We start from the raw sequence: 16,569 nt of genomic DNA on the forward strand, positions 1-16,569 counted from the left end.
GCCTCGTGCCTCGGACGATGCGAGACTCGGCACGCTGAAGTCGCCCGCAAAACGGAGGAGACATGCGGCCAGCCGGTAGCCTGAAAACGCATTCACTCGCCGACACCGCGCCACTGCTTCCATGGGCTGCGGCGCTGGTGATTTTGCATATCGCGACCAATGGCGAATACGGCTTTCATCGCGATGAACTGTCCACGTTGGAAGACGCGCGCTCGCTCGCGTGGGGTTACGTCGGCGTCCCGCCGTTCATTCCGTTTCTTGCGCGAGGCGCGTTCGCGCTGTTCGGGCCGTCGCTGACCGGCTTGCGCTTTTTCTCGTCGCTGGCAATGGGCATCGCCTTCGTGCTCACGGGCCTGATTGCGCGCGAGCTCGGAGGAAGCAGACGGGCGCAGATCGTCGCCGCATTGGCCGCCGCTATTAGCAGTGTCGCGTTGAGCGCGGGCGCGCTTTATCAGTACGTCAGTTTCGACTATCTATGGTGGGTCGCGGCCGCATACTGCGCGGTGCGCCTGCTGTCCACGGACGATGCACGATGGTGTCTCGGCGTTGGCGCTGCCATCGGCATCGGCTTGTTGACGAAGTACACCATCGCGTTTCTGGCAGCGGGTATCGCCGCGGGCTTGCTCTTCACACCCGCCCGTCGATACTTCCGCAGCGCGTGGCTATGGCTCGGCGTCGCGCTCGTCGGCGTGATCGCGCTGCCTCACTTGATCTGGCAGTTTCAGCACGACTTCATCACACTGGATTTCCTGCAGAGCATTCACGCTCGCGACGTCCGCATGGGACGCGGCAACGGATTCCTGCTCGGTCAGTTCTGGATCACGACAAGCCCGTTCACGGTTCCCTTGTGGCTCGCGGGACTCTACTATCTTTTCGCCGTCGGGGAAGGAAAGCGGTTTCGCGTGCTTGGCTGGATGTTCGTCGTGCCGCTCGTGTTGTTCGTCGTGGCGAAGGGCCGCGACTACTATATGGCGCCTGCTTATCCGATGTTGCTCGCGGCGGGCGCGGTGTGGGCGGAGCAACGGATGGCATCGCTCCACATGCGCCACGCAGCGGCGATTCGCTGGTCCGTGTGCGTCGTGCTCGCAATCGGCGCGGTGCTGGGCGCGGCACCCGTACTGCCGATTGCTCCGGTCGGATCGACATGGTGGCGCTTTGCGGATCGCGTCAATGGCGGCAACTTCAACGAAGAGCTCGGGTGGCCCGACATGGCGGAAAACGTCGCGCGCATTCGCGACACACTTCCGGAGGGGCAACGTGCGAGCGTCGGCATTCTCGTCGCCGATACGGGCCAGGCCGGCGCCATCGATCTATTCGGCGCGCGCTTGAAGCTGCCGAGCCCGATCTCCGGCACCAACTCACACTGGTTTCGCGGATACGGCGACCCGCCGCCGAAGCCGCTGATCGTCGTGGGTTTTCCGAGCGATATCGTGCAGCGTGAGTTGGCGTCGTGCCGTATGGCCGAGCGTCTCACGAACCGCTTCGGGATTGCAAACAGCACGGTAAGTGGCCGCGATATCTTCGTATGCGAAGCACCGCGCCAACCGTGGCCGCAATTCTGGCGCGGCATACAGGTCTATGGATAGCGCGCATCTTCATTGCGCGTCCGTGCCTGCGGTCGTCTGAATGATAGTCTCGAGTTGCGCGCTCATCGGCAGATTGATGCTCGTGCCCGATGGCAGGCGGCGCAAAAACCAGCGCTTGTATTGCCGGTCCATTTCGCCATCCGCCGCGAGTTCCTGGAACGTGTCCTTCACCACTTGCGCCAACTGCGGATCGTCCTTGCGAAACATGATGCCGTACGGCTCATACGAAAGGTAATCGCCGACCACGCGGTACGAGCCGCCCGCGCCCGCGTGCTCGGCAATCAGCCCGTAGAGCAAGACGTCGTCGGTGGCGAATGCGTCGGCATGGCCGTCGGCCACTTGCGCGAAGCCTTGCGCGTGGTCTGGCACGATCTGCAACTGAATGCCGAGCCGGAACTTGCTGTCCAGATCGCGCAGCGCCTTCTCGTTCGTGGTGCCGGCGGTCAACGTGACCTTCTTGCCCGCGAGATCGCGAAACGAGCCGATAGGCGAACCGCTCTTGACCATCACCTTCGTGCTCGCGACGAAGATGATCGGCGAAAACGCCACGCGTTTCTGGCGTTCGATATTGCTGGTCGTCGAGCCGCATTCGAGATCGGCACGGCCGCTCGTCACGGCGTCGATACGATTATCAGGCGTAACCGGCACCCACAGGATGGTCGGCGTCAGGTTGATCGCATCGCCGATGGCCGTCACCAGCGACTTGCATAACTCGATGGAATAACCGATAGGTTCATGGCGCGCGTTCAGATACGAAAACGGCACCGATGCCTCGCGATAACCAATCGCGACGACACCGCTCTTTCGCACCTTCGCGAGCGTTCCCGTGAGCGCGACGGGCGCGAAGCTATCGGGAATAGCGCGTGACGTTTGCGGATCGTCCTGCGCTCGCGCTCCGGCACAGGCGATCAACGTCCCCGCGAGCGCGAGCATCGAGCAGAATCGCTGCATCTTCATGGCGCGGCTCCGCTTAACCTTCTGCCGGATGGGCGATGGTCGCTTCGAGCTCGGTTTCGATGCGCGCCGCGTTGGCGTCGGCTTCCGCTTCCGTCATCAGTTCGCCCTCCCACTTGGCGACCACCGCGCTCGCAATCGAATTGCCCACCGCGTTCGTGGCGGAACGGCCCATGTCGAGGAACGTGTCCACGCCGAGAATCAACAACAAACCCGCTTCGGGAATGCCGAACTGGTTGAGCGTTGCCGCGATCACGACGAGCGACGCGCGCGGCACGCCGGCCATTCCCTTGGATGTCAGCATGAGCACCAGCAACATGGTCAGTTGCGTGCCGATGGAAAGCGGAATGTTGTAGGCCTGCGCGATAAACAACGTCGCGAAGGTGCAGTACATCATCGAGCCGTCGAGGTTGAACGAATAGCCCATCGGCATCACGAACGCGGAGATCTTGCGCTTCACGCCGAAGCGGTCGAGCGCATCGAGAATCTTCGGATACGCGGCTTCCGAACTCGCGGTCGCGAACGAGAGCATGAACGCTTCTCTTATCAGTCCCAGCAGCTTGAGCACGCGTGGTCCGAGAAACAGGAAACCCGCGAGCGCCAACAACGCCCACAATATGAACAGGCTCAAGTAGAAGTCGCCCATGAAGACCGCGAACTTGAGCAGAATGGTCAGGCCATTGACGGCGACAGTGGACGCCATCGCGGCCAGCACGGCGAGCGGTGCGAGCTTCATTACGTAGCCGGTGATCTTCAGCATGACGTGCGAGAGCTGGTCGATGGCGGCGACGAGAATCTTGCCCTTGTCGCCCAGCGCGGCGAGCGCCACACCGAAGAACATGGAGAACACGACGATCTGCAGCACTTCGTTGTTGGTCATCGCTTCGGCAAACGACCTCGGCACCATGTGACTCACGAAGTCCTTGAGCGTGAACTTGGAAGTCGCCAAATTCGCCGATGCGCCGATATCCGGCAACGGCAGCCCGAGATTCTCGCCCGGCCTGAGCAGGTTCGACATCATGAGACCGAGCAGCAACGACACGAGCGACGCGGTGACGAACCAGCCGAGCGCCTTGGCAAACACGCGCCCGACCGAGGCTGCATCGCCCATATGCGCAATGCCCACGACGAGCGTGGAGAACACGAGCGGGCCGATCACCATTTTGATCAGTCGCAGAAACACGTCCGATATGAGCGAGATGTAGCCCGCGATTTCAGTAGCAGTCTTCTTGTCCGGAAAGCTCGAGTAGATCATGTAGCCGATCCCGATGCCCAACAGCATGGCGACCAGGATCCAGATGGCCGCATTATTTTTTCGGTTCATCTCGAAGCCTCCATTCACTGCTTTGATGGTTTGCGGGATGCAAAGCTCGAAACCGGATGCTGCCGCTTAGTGTGCCTTAACAAAAAGGGAATTGCATTGGCGTAATCCGCCATGCAAGGTGTTTGAATTGCCGGAATCGAAATGCGCGGCGATGGCATCGATGCATCGCATATATATCCGCTACGCGTGCCGCAATGCAGCGACAGGATCGAGTCTCGCGCCCGCCGAACGGCGCCGCGACGCTGGTGCGCTGCGCAACGGCACGTTTGGCGCGTTGCCTAACGCGCGTCCTCGTCGAGCACGAGGAGATTCTCGTGCGAAAAGCCGAGCGCGACCGGCTGGCCGCGTTCGGGCAGCAACCGGTTTGGGTCGTTGAAGACATCGAGCGAGACTACCGCGTCTTTCACGCGCGCGCGGATACGCACCACCGCGCCGAGGAAGCTGATTTCCTCGACGGTTGCCGCCAGCGAATTGCGGCCGCTCGCGGGCGGTTCGAGCACGATCGCTTCGGGACGCAAGGCGAGAAGCCGCTCCCGGCCGGCATCGTCCGATGGCAACTGGCGCGACGTCACGAGTTCCTGACCGTCCACGGCCATGCGTCCGGTCGCGGGATCGATCACGCGGCCCGCAAGAATGTTGAGCGTGCCAACGAAGGAGGCGACAAAGCGCGTGCGCGGAAAGTTATAGATGTTGAGCGGCGGCCCGACCTGTTCGACGCGCCCCTCGTTCATCACGACGATGCGATCCGAAATGGATAGCGCCTCTTCCTGATCGTGCGTGACGAAGATCGACGTGATTCCAAGTTCGCGCTGTAACGCGCGAATGTCTTCGCGCAACGAGACGCGGATCTTCGCATCGAGCGCGGACAGCGGTTCGTCGAGCAGCAACACTTGCGGCTTGCTCGCAAGCGCGCGCGCCAGCGCCACGCGCTGTTGCTGGCCACCCGACAGTTGCCACGGATAACGCTCGGCAAGATGCGGCAGCTTGATCAGTTCGAGCATTTGCGCCACGCGCTCGTCCATCTCCTTCTGCGGACGCTTCGCCACTCGCAGCGCGAAGCCTATGTTCTGCGCCACCGTCATGTTCGGAAAGAGCGCATACGATTGAAACACCATGCCGACGGCTCGTTCGCGCGTACGCAGATGCGTGACGTCGCGGCCATCGAGACGAATGGTGCCGCGCGTGGGCGTCTCGAAGCCCGCGATCATGCGCAGCACGGTCGTCTTGCCGCATCCAGAAGGACCGAGGAACGTGATGAACTCGCCGCGCTCGATCTTCATGTCGAACTGATGCAGCGCGATGTTCGGCCCGAACGCCTTGTGAAGATTGTCGATTTCGAGAAATGCCATGCGTCGCGTACCTCAGGCTCAAGTTTTCTGGCCGGCCAGCGCGCGCGCCGAACCGAATACCTGGATCAGCCCCATCGAGGCCCAGGTGACGACGAACGCGATGATCGCGAGCGCCGACGGCTCGTAGGCACGGTTCGCACCGATCAACTGCAGATACGGGCCGAACGCCGGACGATCCAGCAGGCTCGCGAGCGTGAACTCGCCGATGACGACCGCAAAAGTAAGGAACGCGCCCGACAGAATGCCCGAGCGCACATTCGGGAAGATCACTTTGAAAAGTATGGTCGCGCGGCCCGCGCCCAGACATTCGGCGGCTTCGGTGAGCGAGCGGATATCGACGGCGCGCATGCCGGCGTCGACCGCGCGATACATATACGGCAGCGACAGCGTGACATAGCCGAACACGAGCAAAAGGTCGGTCGCGCGTTCGTTGCCGGTGAGCGGCAGGATCGAACTGCTGTTGTAGATGCGCAGATAGCCGAACACGATGACGATGGCCGGAATCACGAGCGGCAGCAACGTGATGAACTCGACCACGGGGCGCAGCTTCGGCAAGCGCAGTTGCACCCAATAAGCGGTCGGCACCACGAGCAGCACGCCGATCACGATGGTGAGAAAGCCCATCAGCACCGAATAGCCGAACGACGCCTGAAAATGCGGATCGCCGAGTACGACGCGATATGCGTCGAAGCTGTATTCGCCACGACGCATGCGCAGACTGAACTCGAACGTGGCGATGAGCGGAATCAGGAAGTACAGCGAGCCGACGATCATCGCGATGGCGGCGCCCGCGCGCGACTGCGATTTCATCGGCGTCCCCTTTCGGCGCGCGCACGCAACCAGATATAGCCGCCGTTCGAAAGCCCCGTCACCACGATCATGCCGAGCGCGAGCGCGTAACCCAGGTTCTGGTTATGCAGCACGTCGCCACGAATCTGCGCGTACAGCAGAATGGTCACGATATTGAGCGAGCTGCCGGTCAACGCATAAGCCGTGGCGACCGCGCCGAACGCGTTGGCGAACAAGAGCAGCGCCGCGCCCAGCAAGCTCGGCCACAGCACCGGCAAGCCGACATAACGCCAGTACTGCGCCGATGTCCCGCCGAGGCAATCGCAGGCTTCGCGCCATTCGCGCTTCAGACCGTCGAGCGCGGGCGTGATGATGAGCACCATCAACGGAATCTGGAAATACAGGTATGTGATGGTCAGTCCGGCGAAGCTCAGAATGCTGAAGCCGGTGGAATAGAGATTGAAGCCAAGGTACTTGCGCGCCAGCACGGTGACGAGACCCACGCGCCCCAACGTGCAAATGAAAGCGAACGCGAGCGGCACGCCCGCGAAGTTCGACGCCACGCCGGAGAAGGTCATGAGCGTCGGGCGAATCCATGCGGGTAACTGGCCTTTCACCGCCGCCCACGCGAGCAGCGAGCCGAGTATCGCGCCGCCCGCGGCCGACGCCGCGCTGACTTTCATGCTGATCCAGTAGGCATCGAGCACGCCCGGCTGGAACAACTCGCGGAAATTGACGAGCGTGAAGTGTCCCTGCGGGTCCTGGAACGCGCCCACCATCAAGAAGCCCGTAGGCAGCAGTAGGAATAGCAGCGCGAACACGAAGAACGGCAGCACGCCGATATACGTGAGCCAACTCGCGCCGCCGCTTGCGCGCGCGGCACCGGCCGGCGGCACGGGCGCGGCCGGCGCCAGCAGATCCGGCCCGGCGCCTTGCGGAGGAGAGACGCTCATTGCAGGATCTCGTGCGTCACGCTTACTTCACGTTCGCGCCGACGATCTGATCCCAGCCCTTGGTGACGACGTCCTTGGTGGCGTCCTGTTGCGGCAGCGTCGGGAACACGACGCCTTTATACGCCGATGCGGGCGGCAGCTTGTCGAGCAGCGCCTGTGGCACCTTCTTCTGCGCCACGAGTTCGTTGTAGCGCATTGGATGGCAATAGCCCGCAAGCCAGCCGAGTTGGCCTTCGTCGGAATAGAGGTATTCCATCCACAGCTTCGCGGCGTTCGGATGCGGCGCAAACGCGCTGATCGCCTGAACATAAACGCCCGCCACGACACCCGTCTTCGGCACGATCACCTGCACCTTCGGGTTGCCCTTGAGCGTGTCGCGGTCGGCGAGCGCGTTGTAGTCCCAGCGCACGATGATCGGCGTCGTGCCTTGCGCCAGCGACGCCGCCTTGCCGATCACCGGCACGAAGTTGCCGCTCTTGTTCAGATCGGCGAAAAATTTGAGGCCTGCCTGATCCGCCTTGCTTGCGTCGCCCTTGGTCTGCGACAAGCCCGCGGCATAGACGCCCTGAATGGCCTGATTGGCCGAGCGTGGATCGCCCGCGAGCGAAACCGCGTTGCGATAGTCGGCCTTCTGCAAGTCGCTCCAGTCGGCCGGCGGCTTGTCGATCATGTCGGTGTTGACTTCGAATGAAAGCACGCCGTAATAATCGCCGTACCAGTAGCCTTCGGCGTCCTTGGATTCGGCGGGAATCGCGCTCCACGTCGACACCTTGTACGGCTGCAACAAGCCTTCTTTCTTCGCCGTCGGGCCGAACGAAAGACCGACGTCGATCACGTCCGGTGCCTGCGGTCCCTTGTTGCCTTTGTTGGCCTTGATCGCTTCGATCTCGTCGCCCGAGCCTGCGTCGGGGTTGAGTTCGTTGACGCGAATGCCGTACTTCTTCTGGAACCCGGCGATGACCGCGCCGTAACCGCACCAGTCATGCGGCAGTGCGATGGTGGTCAACTGCCCTTCCTGCTTCGCGGCTGCGATGAGCGCATCCGTTGGCGCCGCCACAGCCTGACCGATGCTGCCCGCGGCCAATCCAGCCGTGGCGCAGATGCACAAAACACGGCCTGTCCCGATACGCTTCATCGTCATTCTTGTCCTATACCGGAAGGTATTGCGTTGATGAGTTCCGCCGATTGCCGATGCAGGCTAAAGTCAATCAGCGCGTTTGGCAAGCCGCCAAAAAAGCCGGCTCCATGCGCGGCATCGGCGGCACCCTTCAGTTCCTCGAAGGCTCGCTGGGCGGCGCGCGGCCCGTGCCGAACGTCGTCGCGACCACGATTGGACTCAGCGCCGCGAGGATCGCGCTGAAGCGCATCGTCGAAGCAATGCCGAGATGTTCGACGACCGCGCCGCCACCGAGCGAACCGAGCGCAATCGCGCTCGCGCCGCTGCGTTCCGGCTTGGCGCCGAGGGCGTGCCCATTAGCGCGGTGTCTCCCACGCGACGGCATCCGAGTCCGAAGGTGCGGCTCTTTATCGGCCGACTCGTCGATGCATGGCAGCCCAAACCGCCGAGGGAACGCGAGCTGCGTTGAAGCACGATCCCGCAATGTGGACCACGCGCGAACGCGCTTCGAATGCGCTTTATTGAATCGCGCACGCCTGAGCGATACTGACACTGTCGGAACGCATGAGACGCGACGCTGTTGCTGACGAGCCGTGACAACCCACCGAGGATTCGCACGATGGCCAAGATCTCCGCAGGCGTAGGTCCGAAGTTTCCGCAAGTGGTCGTGCTGTTCGGCGCCACGGGCGATCTCGCACGACGCAAGCTGTTGCCTGGCCTCTTCCATCTGTCGAATGCGGGGTTCATCCCCGGCTGCAAGATCATTGCCGTCGCGCTCGACGACATTCACGTGGACGACTTCCGCGTCACGGCGAAAGGCGCGCTCGACGAGTTTTCGAGTCGTAAGGTGACGCCGCAAGAGTGGGACACGTTCGCCGCCAATCTCGATTACGTGCCCCTGACAGCCGGCGCCGCAACGCTGAAGGCGGCGGTCCTGAACGCCGAGAAAAGCTTCGGCGGCGAATGCCGGCGCCTGCATTATCTGAGCGTTCCGCCCAACGCCGCGCTTTCGGCGGTCGGCATGCTTCATGAAGCGGGACTCGTGGAACGCTCGCGCATCATCATGGAAAAGCCTTTCGGCACCGATCTGGCAAGTTCCGTGTCGCTCAACGCGCACTTGCACGAGGTCTTCGAAGAGGCGCAGATTTTTCGCATCGATCACTTTCTCGGCAAGGAACCGGCGCAGAACATCCTCGCATTCCGCTTCGCCAACGGCTTGTTCGAACCGATATGGAATCGCAATTTCATCGATCACGTGCAGATCGACGTGCCGGAAACGCTCGGCCTCGGCAAGCGCGCGGGCTTCTACGAGCAGACGGGCGCGTTTCGCGACATGGTCGTCACGCACCTGTTCCAGATTCTCGCGTTCATGGCAATGGAGCCGCCCACATCGCTGGAACCTTCGCCTATCAGCGAGGAGAAGAACAAGGTCTTTCGCAGCATGTTGCCGATTCAACCTAACGATGTCGTGCGCGGTCAGTACACGGGTTATCGGACCGAGGAAGGCGTGAGCGCCGAGTCGGAAACAGAGACCTTCATTGCGCTGAAATGCTCGATCGACAACTGGCGCTGGGCGGGTGTGCCCTTCTATCTGCGCACCGGCAAGCGGCTCGCGGAAGGCCAGCGAATCATTTCCATTGCGTTTCGCGAGCCGCCGAAGAGCATGTTTCCGGCAGGTTCGGGCGTGGGTTCGCAGGGACCGGACCATTTGACCTTCGATCTCGCCGATGCCTCGAAGATGTCGCTCTCGTTCTACGGCAAGCGGCCCGGCCCCGGCATGCGTCTCGACAAACTGAGCCTGCAGTTCGCCATGCGCGACACGGGCTTGATCGGCGAAGTGCTGGAAGCCTACGAGCGCCTGATTCTCGACGCCATGCGTGGGGATCGCACGCTGTTCACGACTGCGGAAGGCATCGAGCGGCTGTGGGAAGTATCCACGGCGCTGCTCGAATCGCCGCCGCCCGTGCGGTTTTACGCGCCGGGTTCGTGGGGGCCGAATGCGATTCATCAGCTCGTCGCGCCGCGTGCCTGGCGGCTGCCGTTCGAGCGTGCCTGGCGCGATCCGAACGCGCTCGGAAGCTGATCCTCAGGCGCGTCCGTTGGCTGCCTGAACCGTGTCGGCTTTTGATCTGAACCGGTCGCGATAATCCACCGGATTGATACTGAGCCGCCGAAAGAAGGTTCTGCGAAAGCCGTCGGTATCCTCGAAGCCGCAGCGGCGCGCGATTTCCCGCATCGGCAATTCCGTGGCTTCGAGATAGTGCCGCGCCGCGTCGATGCGCGCATTGGCAAGGAAGGTCATCGGCGTCGTGCCGCAGTCCTTGGCGAAGATGCGCGAGAGATTGCGCGCGCTCATATGCGCGCGGTCCGCAAGCGATGCCACTGTATGCGCGACATGCAGGTTGTCGAGCATGAACTCCTGCAGCGCCATGGTCTGCGAGCCGGGCGCGGCCTGCGTTTCAAGGAGCGGGCTGAACTGCGACTGACCGCCCGCGCGCCGCAGATAAACGACCAGATACTTGGCGACATCCAGCGCCATCTGACGGCCGAAGTCGTCTTCGATCATTGCGAGCGACAAGTCGATACCCGCCGTGACGCCCGCCGTCGTGAAGATGTTGCCGTCACGAACGAAGATGTGGTCCGGCTCGATCCGCGCGCGCGGAAACGTCGCGGCGAGCCGCGGCACGTCCATCCAGTGCGTAGTCACGACTTTGTTGTCGAGCAGTCCCGCCGAACCGAGCGCGAAGAGACCATTGCAGATCGCCGATACGCGGCGGCACTGCTTGTGCTGCGCGCGCAGCCATTCGCTGAGCGCGGGATCGTCGAAGGCGTCGAAGATACCGAGCCCGCCCGGAACGATGATGGTGTCGAACTCCGGGCAGCGGTCGAAGATGGTGCGGTCCGGTACGGTCGTGAGGCCGCTCGACGACTGCACGCTGCCGCGCGTGGTGCCGACCGTCATCATTTCGTACTCGCATTCGCCCTTGCTCAACACGCGGACTTCGGCAAAGGCGTCCTTCGGCCCGGCGATATCGAGCAACTGGAACCCGGGAAAGACGAGCATGCCGACCTTGATGCGTTTCATCGGAGTTTTGGTGTCCGTCTGAAAGCGGGCGGCGGCGGAACACCGTCGCCCTGAACGATTAGTCTAACCGCCCAAAAACACGCGGTCGCGCATGTCATCGATTGCGCACCGCCGGCGCGAAAGCCGGTGCCTTGCGAGGCTGGCGAGCGCCGGCGAGTTCGCTACGCTCGGCGAGCACACCGAACAGCGCGCCAATGGTCGTCCAGACGATCGCCTGCATGCCGATGGACGCCATCCTGAACTTCCACAGCAGCGTGGCGGGAAAGCCGGCCGGCACTTCGTCGATCCCGGGCAGCACGACGATCATCACGGCAAGCATGACGCCGAACGCGAGAATACCGACGAGCGTTCCGTTCCACTGCCCGAACTTCCTCGCCGCGACACTGCGCACGTTGAGCGACAACAGCATGATCGCAAGCGAGATGGCGATGGTCAGAAAGAACAGCGCCGTGCGATAACCGATGGTTTCCGGGTCCCCGACCGATGGCGGATTCGCCGGATAGACGAGGCTCGGCACCACGACGAGCGATACGAACGCCGCAAGCGCCATCCACGCGGCAAGCGGCCGTGCGCCGAGCTTGCCCACCCTGCCCCACGCATATGCGAAGGCAAGCGCGAAGAGCCCGCCGAAAGCCGCGCCATAGGCCACGACACCCGTCAGCAAGCCCATGCCCGCCTGCGTCTCGCGACTGACGAGTTCGGGCTCGGGCGCATCGCCGTGAGCGGCGTGCGCGTGCTCTTCAATTGCAATCGCGCGTTCGACTTGCGGTTCGCCCACCACTCTCGCGAAACCGAACGCAAGCAGTCCCGCGACCACGCCCGCGAGCATGCCGCGCATCAACAGTTTGCCGACCATGATCGTCTCCGCGTCAGTGACAGGGAAAGCCGAGCAGATGGCGTCCATCGTGCACGAACTCGTGAACGTACATGCCGGACACGATCGAGGTCGCTCCCTCTTCCGCGCCGACGAAATACAGCGCGAGCAACATCAAGAGACCGCCGAACACGATCCAGGGTAGTAGCTCGCGCAACGGGATTGGCGTGACCGGTTCGGTAGGAAAAGCAATAGCGTCGTTCATTGAAGACCTCGTTTGAATCGATGATGATGATTGGATGGATGCGCAAGACTCAGGCGTCAACGTTGACGCGCCGCGCCGTCACGACCTTCAGGAGTTCATCGCGCGACAACACGCCGCTCGTTTCGACTACGTTCAGAAGCGCTTCGAGAAAGCGTTCGTAGTAGTCCCAGCGCGGCTGGTCGACGCAACCGATAGCTTCCCACTGTGCAATCGATGCAATCAAGCTCTGCCGGAAGTCCTCCCACTCGAAGCAGCCCGCTTTCGATAACGACAGCGCAAGCCCGAACACATCGCGCTCCCAGCGGTTGGTGAAGAACAGCTTGCCGTCGAGACGCGGCGGCGAATCGGGCGCGCCGAGCATCGACGTCGCCGCGTATTCCTCGAATCGAGTGAACATGACGGGCCTCAGGTCGTGGGCGCTTCGATGAGGGCGACACCCATCATCGATTCCGGCGTCACGAGCGCGGCGAGTTCCGCTTCGCTCATGTGCTCCGTGTTGGCGGGACGCTCGGGCACGACGAACCAGCGGATTTGCGCGCTGCTGTCCCACACTTTCACTTCCTTGTCTGCAAGCACGTTCACGCCGAATTCCGCCAGCACGGCACGGGGCTCGCGCACGCCGCGTGCACGAAACACGGGGTCCTTGTACCAGTACGGCGGCAAGCCGAGAACCGGCCACGGATAGCACGAACACAACGTGCAGATGATGAGGTTATGCACGTTCTCGTCGTTGGCGACGGCGGCCATGTGCTCGCCTTCCGCACCCGTCATGCCGAGCGGCAGTGCAAGCTCCGCGATGGCCTTCGGTGTGTCGTCGACGAGGCGCTTCTTGTACTCCGGATCGGTCCATGCGCGCGCCACGATCTTCGCGCCATTGAACGGCCCGGCCATGGTTTCGAAGTGCTTGAGCACGGCATCGACGGAATCGCTCGCGATCACGCCCTTCTCGATCAACAATGCTTCCAGCGCGCGCACCTTTGCCGCGCTCGACGCTTCGCGGTCGTCGGGAAATTCAAAGAGTTGGCTCATGCTGCGGTGGCTCCGGATCAGTTGGCCGCTTGTACGTAGGCTTCGTACAAGTCGGCATAAAGGGTGGTGTTCGCTTCGCTCTTGTCGGCGCCCCAGATGTCGGCGGTATCGAACGCAATGCGATACACGGGCATGGGCGCGCCTATACCGTCCGGTCCCGTCGATACGAAATACGAGAACGCGCCCGGATACACGAGATCGACGACGCCGGTCTTGTTGCGCAGATAGCCGGGCAGACGCGTGTGATCGACCGCTTCGGGGTCGGCTATGCGTACCGCGTCGCCCTTCGCAAAACGCGCGGCGCTTTCGAGCGCGTGATAACCGGAGTCGCCGTTCGTCAGATACGCGTCGATCTGCGCGGTGAGCGCGGCGTCGGGTTTCCCAGGCAGCGCGGCATCGGGGTTCGCGCGGTAGTGCGCGGTCTTTTGCGCGAGTTCGTCGGCCGAGATGTAGCCTTGATCGACGAAGAACTGCGAGATGCCGCCGAGCCATTTCTCGTAGTACCGATACTTGAAATACTCGAACGGCTGCATGTCTTCCGCGCCCGTGCGCAGCGAGGCCCACGTCCAGTCGTTCTTGAATGTCGTCGGCAGCGTGTCGACAGGATAGCGATGCAGCGCATTGGAGAGATGCGCGCTTTCCGCCATCATCACGGTATGAATACCGAAGATGCGCGTCTCCCACGGTTCCACGAACACGCGCCGTTCGGTGCTGACGGGGCCGAGATTTTCGATGCCGCCAAGATGATGCTGTAGTTTCACGATGTGCTCCGTGCGTAAAGAAACGAGTTCAGCTCAGCCGATGCTCGCGTTTGAACAACAGCGCTTCGCCGACCACTTCCGACACGAAGCCGAAGACCGCGCCCGTCACGAGCGCCGCTGCGGCCACGAGTGCAGGATTGCCGATGCCAGCGGTCGTGATCGCCTTGCCTGTTGCCACCGTCGTGCCGACCGTCGATGCAAAGCCCCACACGATGGCCGGCAAGACATCGAGTAATCTGATCTTTGCTGCCTGCACCATCGCCGCGCTGCCGATGCCGACGAACACCGCCGCCGCAAACGCGCCACCGCTCGTCGTCGCAATGCAGAGCAACGTGAGCGATGCGATGACCAGCCCCGTGAGATTCGACGCGACGCTCTTCACGAAGCCCGCGCGACCGCCGCCAAGCACGAAGAACGACGCCCATGCAATGAACGTCACCCAGACGGGTACGGGAAATACGGTCCCGGTGAGCCATGTATCCGCGACGGCCAGTACGCCAATGCTCAATGTGTATGCTTCGGGCTTTTTCATGCGCGTGCTCCTCGATAAGACATGAATAAATGGGTCAATGCATGCAGGAAAGAAGTCCATCGCGCATGTGCCGTGCGTCGATGTTTCTGCCGATCATCACGAAGCGGTTCTCACGCGCTTCGTCGCGCTTCCATGCGCGGCCGAAGCTCGCATCGAGCAGCATGTGGACGCTATGAAAATGCAGACGCCTTGCTTCCTCGTGCACGTTGAGCACGCCTTTCATGCGCAGCAGTTGTTGCCCCTGCGTCTGCACAAGCTGGTTGATCCACTGATTGAAGCGGTTTGCGTCAATGGCGCCTGGAACGACGATCGCGCAAGAAGCGATGCTGTCGTCGTGTTCGTGATCGTGGCCTTCTTCATCGAGCAAACCGGGTTCGACGGCGAGCAGGTTATCGAGCGAGAAACTCCGCACGCCGAGCAACGCATCGACGTCGACGGCTGAATGGTTCGCGAAGTCGATCTGCGCGGTGGGATTGATTTGCCGGAGTTCTTCGACGAGCGCGGCCACTTTCGCGGGCACGGCCACATCCGTCTTGTTGATGATGATGCGGTCCGCAAACACGATTTGTTCGCGCGCGATGTCATCGTGAAGCTGGGCGGATGCGTGCATTGCATCAACAACGGCTACGACGGCTTCGAGTTCGAGACGTTCGCGCACGTCGGGGTCTGCGAGAAAGGTCTGTAGCACGGGCGCGGGATCGGCGAGCCCGGACGTTTCGATGATCAGCCGTTCCAGCCGGTCGCCGAAGCGTGTAAGCAGATCGCGCACGCTTGCGACGAGATCCGTGCGGACCGTGCAGCACACGCAACCGTTATTGATCTCGATGACGGCTTCTTCGTCGGCGACGATCAACTGACCGTCTATGCCGACTTCGCCGAACTCGTTGACCACGATGCCGATCTGCATCGGCCGCGTTGCATCGAGAATGTGATTGACGAGCGTGGTCTTGCCCGCGCCAAGAAAGCCGGTGACGACGGTAGTGGGAATTCTGCGGATTTGCATGGCGGAGTCATCCTTGGCGCGTGCTTCGCAGCGATGCGCGGTTTGTGAACGGATGACTCTTTAGCGACTTCCACGCCGTGTTTGGCGAGGTGGCTGTGTGCTGTCGATTGTTGGCGGGGTTGGGAAGGGTTTGTGGCCGTTTCGGTTGCTAGCGGCTGAGACGGACACAAGTGGCCGTTTGGTGGCGTGCTCGAGTTAGCGCCGCGTTGCGCGATGGCGGCGCATGGTGGAGCGGGAATGGTGCGGGACGTGCTGCTTGGGTGTGCACTTGAAGCGGCCAAACGCTTTGACTAAGAGGGATTCGACGACACCAACGGCGCAGCGCCGACCGCAGGGTCAGGTGTCATCACATGTGCTGCGCGCAAGCGAGCGCCAATAGCGTTTCCCGTTTCCACTGCACTTTTGTCGATGCCACCAAGAAGAAAGTCCATGTGCTCCGAGACACTGGCGCTGATCTTTTGCTGATAGAACGTGTTCATCTCGACACGCGTATTGAAGCGCGAAGGGTCCTGCTCGGTGGGAACCAGCGACGCTTTCACGTCAGAAAGCGTGACTTGCCATACGGCCTCGGTGTCGCCACGCGAGCGCGACGTGACGCGTACGGCTTTGACCTGCATCAACTGCGTCGCATGCGACGACATGATGATCTTCGGCAGAGCGCGTGAATCGGCTTCGGAGTCCAGGCGCAGCAGCGTCACAGGAATCGAACCGGCCGTTTCTCTTAACGTGTCGCCGAGCGTGTGCGCAAAATGTCTACCGGCCCCTGCGTTCCATGAATCGCCGAACAGCGAACTGTCCACCACGATCAGCAAGCTGCGTACTTTTGTGGGCTGCTGTCGCGCATTCACGGTCGAAAGCACTTCGGGGCCGCTTGCGCAGCCCGACAGTATCGATGCGGCGCAAAGCAGCGTGGCGAGTCCGGCTCTTCTCATCATGGAAGTTCCAGTTGTAGTTTTAGATGTTTACCGTGCAGGCGTTGGCGATGTTTACGGCTTGAACGATGCGAAC

The 16,569-nt window shown here is 62.1% G+C and carries 18 protein-coding genes; 2 read left to right on the forward strand and 16 right to left on the reverse strand.

What is annotated here, in order from left to right; translation table 11 throughout:
• Positions 1-62: 62 nt before the first annotated feature.
• On the forward strand, positions 63-1,586 hold the full coding sequence (locus P9250_RS02010) for a glycosyltransferase family 39 protein (protein WP_310390837.1): 1,524 nt from the start codon (positions 63-65) through the stop codon (positions 1,584-1,586).
• A 9-nt stretch (positions 1,587-1,595) separates the two neighbouring features.
• Here P9250_RS02010 and P9250_RS02015 read toward each other — a convergent pair whose 3' ends face one another.
• The 7 genes from P9250_RS02015 to P9250_RS02045 all read right to left on the reverse strand — a co-directional run bounded on the left by P9250_RS02015 (position 1,596) and on the right by P9250_RS02045 (position 8,457).
• Complete coding sequence (locus P9250_RS02015) at positions 1,596-2,543, reverse strand: amino acid ABC transporter substrate-binding protein (protein WP_310390838.1); 948 nt, start codon at positions 2,541-2,543, stop codon at positions 1,596-1,598.
• 13 nt (positions 2,544-2,556) lie between these two features.
• The gene (locus tag P9250_RS02020; RefSeq protein ID WP_244831685.1) at positions 2,557-3,864 is read right to left on the reverse strand and encodes a dicarboxylate/amino acid:cation symporter; all 1,308 of its coding nucleotides are present in this window, start codon (positions 3,862-3,864) and stop codon (positions 2,557-2,559) included.
• Positions 3,865-4,142: 278 nt separating this feature from the next.
• Positions 4,143-5,213: an ABC transporter ATP-binding protein gene (locus P9250_RS02025; protein WP_250494874.1), complete on the reverse strand. Its 1,071-nt coding sequence runs from the start codon at positions 5,211-5,213 to the stop codon at positions 4,143-4,145.
• An 18-nt stretch (positions 5,214-5,231) separates the two neighbouring features.
• Positions 5,232-6,023: an ABC transporter permease gene (locus P9250_RS02030; RefSeq protein WP_244831687.1), complete on the reverse strand. Its 792-nt coding sequence runs from the start codon at positions 6,021-6,023 to the stop codon at positions 5,232-5,234.
• A complete protein-coding gene (locus P9250_RS02035; protein WP_244831688.1) occupies positions 6,020-6,955 on the reverse strand; it encodes an ABC transporter permease subunit in 936 nt (311 codons plus the stop codon). The genes P9250_RS02030 and P9250_RS02035 overlap by 4 nt, the downstream gene beginning before the upstream one ends.
• A gap of 22 nt (positions 6,956-6,977) precedes the next feature.
• Positions 6,978-8,096 carry an ABC transporter substrate-binding protein gene (locus P9250_RS02040; RefSeq protein WP_244831689.1) on the reverse strand — a complete coding sequence of 373 codons (1,119 nt, stop codon included), beginning with the start codon at positions 8,094-8,096 and terminating at the stop codon, positions 6,978-6,980.
• A gap of 127 nt (positions 8,097-8,223) precedes the next feature.
• Positions 8,224-8,457 carry a hypothetical protein gene (locus tag P9250_RS02045; RefSeq protein ID WP_250528167.1) on the reverse strand — a complete coding sequence of 78 codons (234 nt, stop codon included), beginning with the start codon at positions 8,455-8,457 and terminating at the stop codon, positions 8,224-8,226.
• A gap of 234 nt (positions 8,458-8,691) precedes the next feature.
• Here P9250_RS02045 and zwf point away from each other — a divergent pair, with 234 nt between their 5' ends.
• Positions 8,692-10,155 (forward strand): glucose-6-phosphate dehydrogenase, encoded by a 1,464-nt coding sequence (gene zwf / locus P9250_RS02050; protein ID WP_244831691.1) that lies wholly within the window; start codon positions 8,692-8,694, stop codon positions 10,153-10,155.
• 3 nt (positions 10,156-10,158) lie between these two features.
• On the opposite strand, the gene P9250_RS02055 is transcribed toward zwf, so the two are convergent.
• From P9250_RS02055 to P9250_RS02095, 9 genes are all read right to left on the reverse strand, one after another.
• A complete protein-coding gene (locus tag P9250_RS02055) occupies positions 10,159-11,157 on the reverse strand; it encodes a GlxA family transcriptional regulator (protein WP_244831692.1) in 999 nt (332 codons plus the stop codon).
• A 94-nt stretch (positions 11,158-11,251) separates the two neighbouring features.
• Positions 11,252-12,013 (reverse strand): CbtA family protein, encoded by a 762-nt coding sequence (locus P9250_RS02060; protein ID WP_309846055.1) that lies wholly within the window; start codon positions 12,011-12,013, stop codon positions 11,252-11,254.
• Between the two features lie 13 nt (positions 12,014-12,026).
• Positions 12,027-12,236 carry a CbtB domain-containing protein gene (locus P9250_RS02065; protein ID WP_244831694.1) on the reverse strand — a complete coding sequence of 70 codons (210 nt, stop codon included), beginning with the start codon at positions 12,234-12,236 and terminating at the stop codon, positions 12,027-12,029.
• 49 nt (positions 12,237-12,285) lie between these two features.
• On the reverse strand, positions 12,286-12,633 hold the full coding sequence (locus tag P9250_RS02070; protein WP_250528165.1) for a nitrile hydratase accessory protein: 348 nt from the start codon (positions 12,631-12,633) through the stop codon (positions 12,286-12,288).
• Positions 12,634-12,641: 8 nt separating this feature from the next.
• Positions 12,642-13,265: a nitrile hydratase subunit alpha gene (gene nthA, locus P9250_RS02075; RefSeq protein ID WP_244831696.1), complete on the reverse strand. Its 624-nt coding sequence runs from the start codon at positions 13,263-13,265 to the stop codon at positions 12,642-12,644.
• Positions 13,266-13,282: 17 nt separating this feature from the next.
• The gene (gene nthB / locus P9250_RS02080; protein ID WP_244831697.1) at positions 13,283-14,026 is read right to left on the reverse strand and encodes a nitrile hydratase subunit beta; all 744 of its coding nucleotides are present in this window, start codon (positions 14,024-14,026) and stop codon (positions 13,283-13,285) included.
• A 28-nt stretch (positions 14,027-14,054) separates the two neighbouring features.
• Positions 14,055-14,558 carry a DUF1097 domain-containing protein gene (locus tag P9250_RS02085; RefSeq protein ID WP_244831698.1) on the reverse strand — a complete coding sequence of 168 codons (504 nt, stop codon included), beginning with the start codon at positions 14,556-14,558 and terminating at the stop codon, positions 14,055-14,057.
• Between the two features lie 34 nt (positions 14,559-14,592).
• A complete protein-coding gene (locus tag P9250_RS02090; RefSeq protein WP_310390839.1) occupies positions 14,593-15,561 on the reverse strand; it encodes a GTP-binding protein in 969 nt (322 codons plus the stop codon).
• A 290-nt stretch (positions 15,562-15,851) separates the two neighbouring features.
• Positions 15,852-16,373 carry a hypothetical protein gene (locus P9250_RS02095; protein WP_310390840.1) on the reverse strand — a complete coding sequence of 174 codons (522 nt, stop codon included), beginning with the start codon at positions 16,371-16,373 and terminating at the stop codon, positions 15,852-15,854.
• Positions 16,374-16,569: the final 196 nt, after the last annotated feature.

The sequence above is a fragment of the Caballeronia sp. LP006 genome, from assembly GCF_031450995.1.
Taxonomy (GTDB): Bacteria; Pseudomonadota; Gammaproteobacteria; order Burkholderiales; family Burkholderiaceae; genus Caballeronia.

What these genes read in the sequence shown, in the direction of transcription:
- P9250_RS02045 (WP_250528167.1), bottom strand. Translation starts at nt 8,457, where the DNA reads ATGCCGTCGCGTGGGAGACACCGCGCTAATGGGCACGCCCTCGGCGCC.
- P9250_RS02025 (WP_250494874.1), bottom strand. Translation starts at nt 5,213, where the DNA reads ATGGCATTTCTCGAAATCGACAATCTTCACAAGGCGTTCGGGCCGAAC.
- P9250_RS02010 (WP_310390837.1), top strand. Translation starts at nt 63, where the DNA reads ATGCGGCCAGCCGGTAGCCTGAAAACGCATTCACTCGCCGACACCGCG.
- P9250_RS02085 (WP_244831698.1), bottom strand. Translation starts at nt 14,558, where the DNA reads ATGAAAAAGCCCGAAGCATACACATTGAGCATTGGCGTACTGGCCGTC.
- zwf (WP_244831691.1), top strand. Translation starts at nt 8,692, where the DNA reads ATGGCCAAGATCTCCGCAGGCGTAGGTCCGAAGTTTCCGCAAGTGGTC.
- P9250_RS02035 (WP_244831688.1), bottom strand. Translation starts at nt 6,955, where the DNA reads ATGAGCGTCTCTCCTCCGCAAGGCGCCGGGCCGGATCTGCTGGCGCCG.
- P9250_RS02015 (WP_310390838.1), bottom strand. Translation starts at nt 2,543, where the DNA reads ATGAAGATGCAGCGATTCTGCTCGATGCTCGCGCTCGCGGGGACGTTG.
- nthA (WP_244831696.1), bottom strand. Translation starts at nt 13,265, where the DNA reads ATGAGCCAACTCTTTGAATTTCCCGACGACCGCGAAGCGTCGAGCGCG.
- P9250_RS02060 (WP_309846055.1), bottom strand. Translation starts at nt 12,013, where the DNA reads ATGGTCGGCAAACTGTTGATGCGCGGCATGCTCGCGGGCGTGGTCGCG.
- P9250_RS02070 (WP_250528165.1), bottom strand. Translation starts at nt 12,633, where the DNA reads ATGTTCACTCGATTCGAGGAATACGCGGCGACGTCGATGCTCGGCGCG.
- P9250_RS02020 (WP_244831685.1), bottom strand. Translation starts at nt 3,864, where the DNA reads ATGAACCGAAAAAATAATGCGGCCATCTGGATCCTGGTCGCCATGCTG.
- P9250_RS02090 (WP_310390839.1), bottom strand. Translation starts at nt 15,561, where the DNA reads ATGCAAATCCGCAGAATTCCCACTACCGTCGTCACCGGCTTTCTTGGC.
- P9250_RS02065 (WP_244831694.1), bottom strand. Translation starts at nt 12,236, where the DNA reads ATGAACGACGCTATTGCTTTTCCTACCGAACCGGTCACGCCAATCCCG.
- P9250_RS02030 (WP_244831687.1), bottom strand. Translation starts at nt 6,023, where the DNA reads ATGAAATCGCAGTCGCGCGCGGGCGCCGCCATCGCGATGATCGTCGGC.
- P9250_RS02040 (WP_244831689.1), bottom strand. Translation starts at nt 8,096, where the DNA reads ATGACGATGAAGCGTATCGGGACAGGCCGTGTTTTGTGCATCTGCGCC.
- P9250_RS02055 (WP_244831692.1), bottom strand. Translation starts at nt 11,157, where the DNA reads ATGAAACGCATCAAGGTCGGCATGCTCGTCTTTCCCGGGTTCCAGTTG.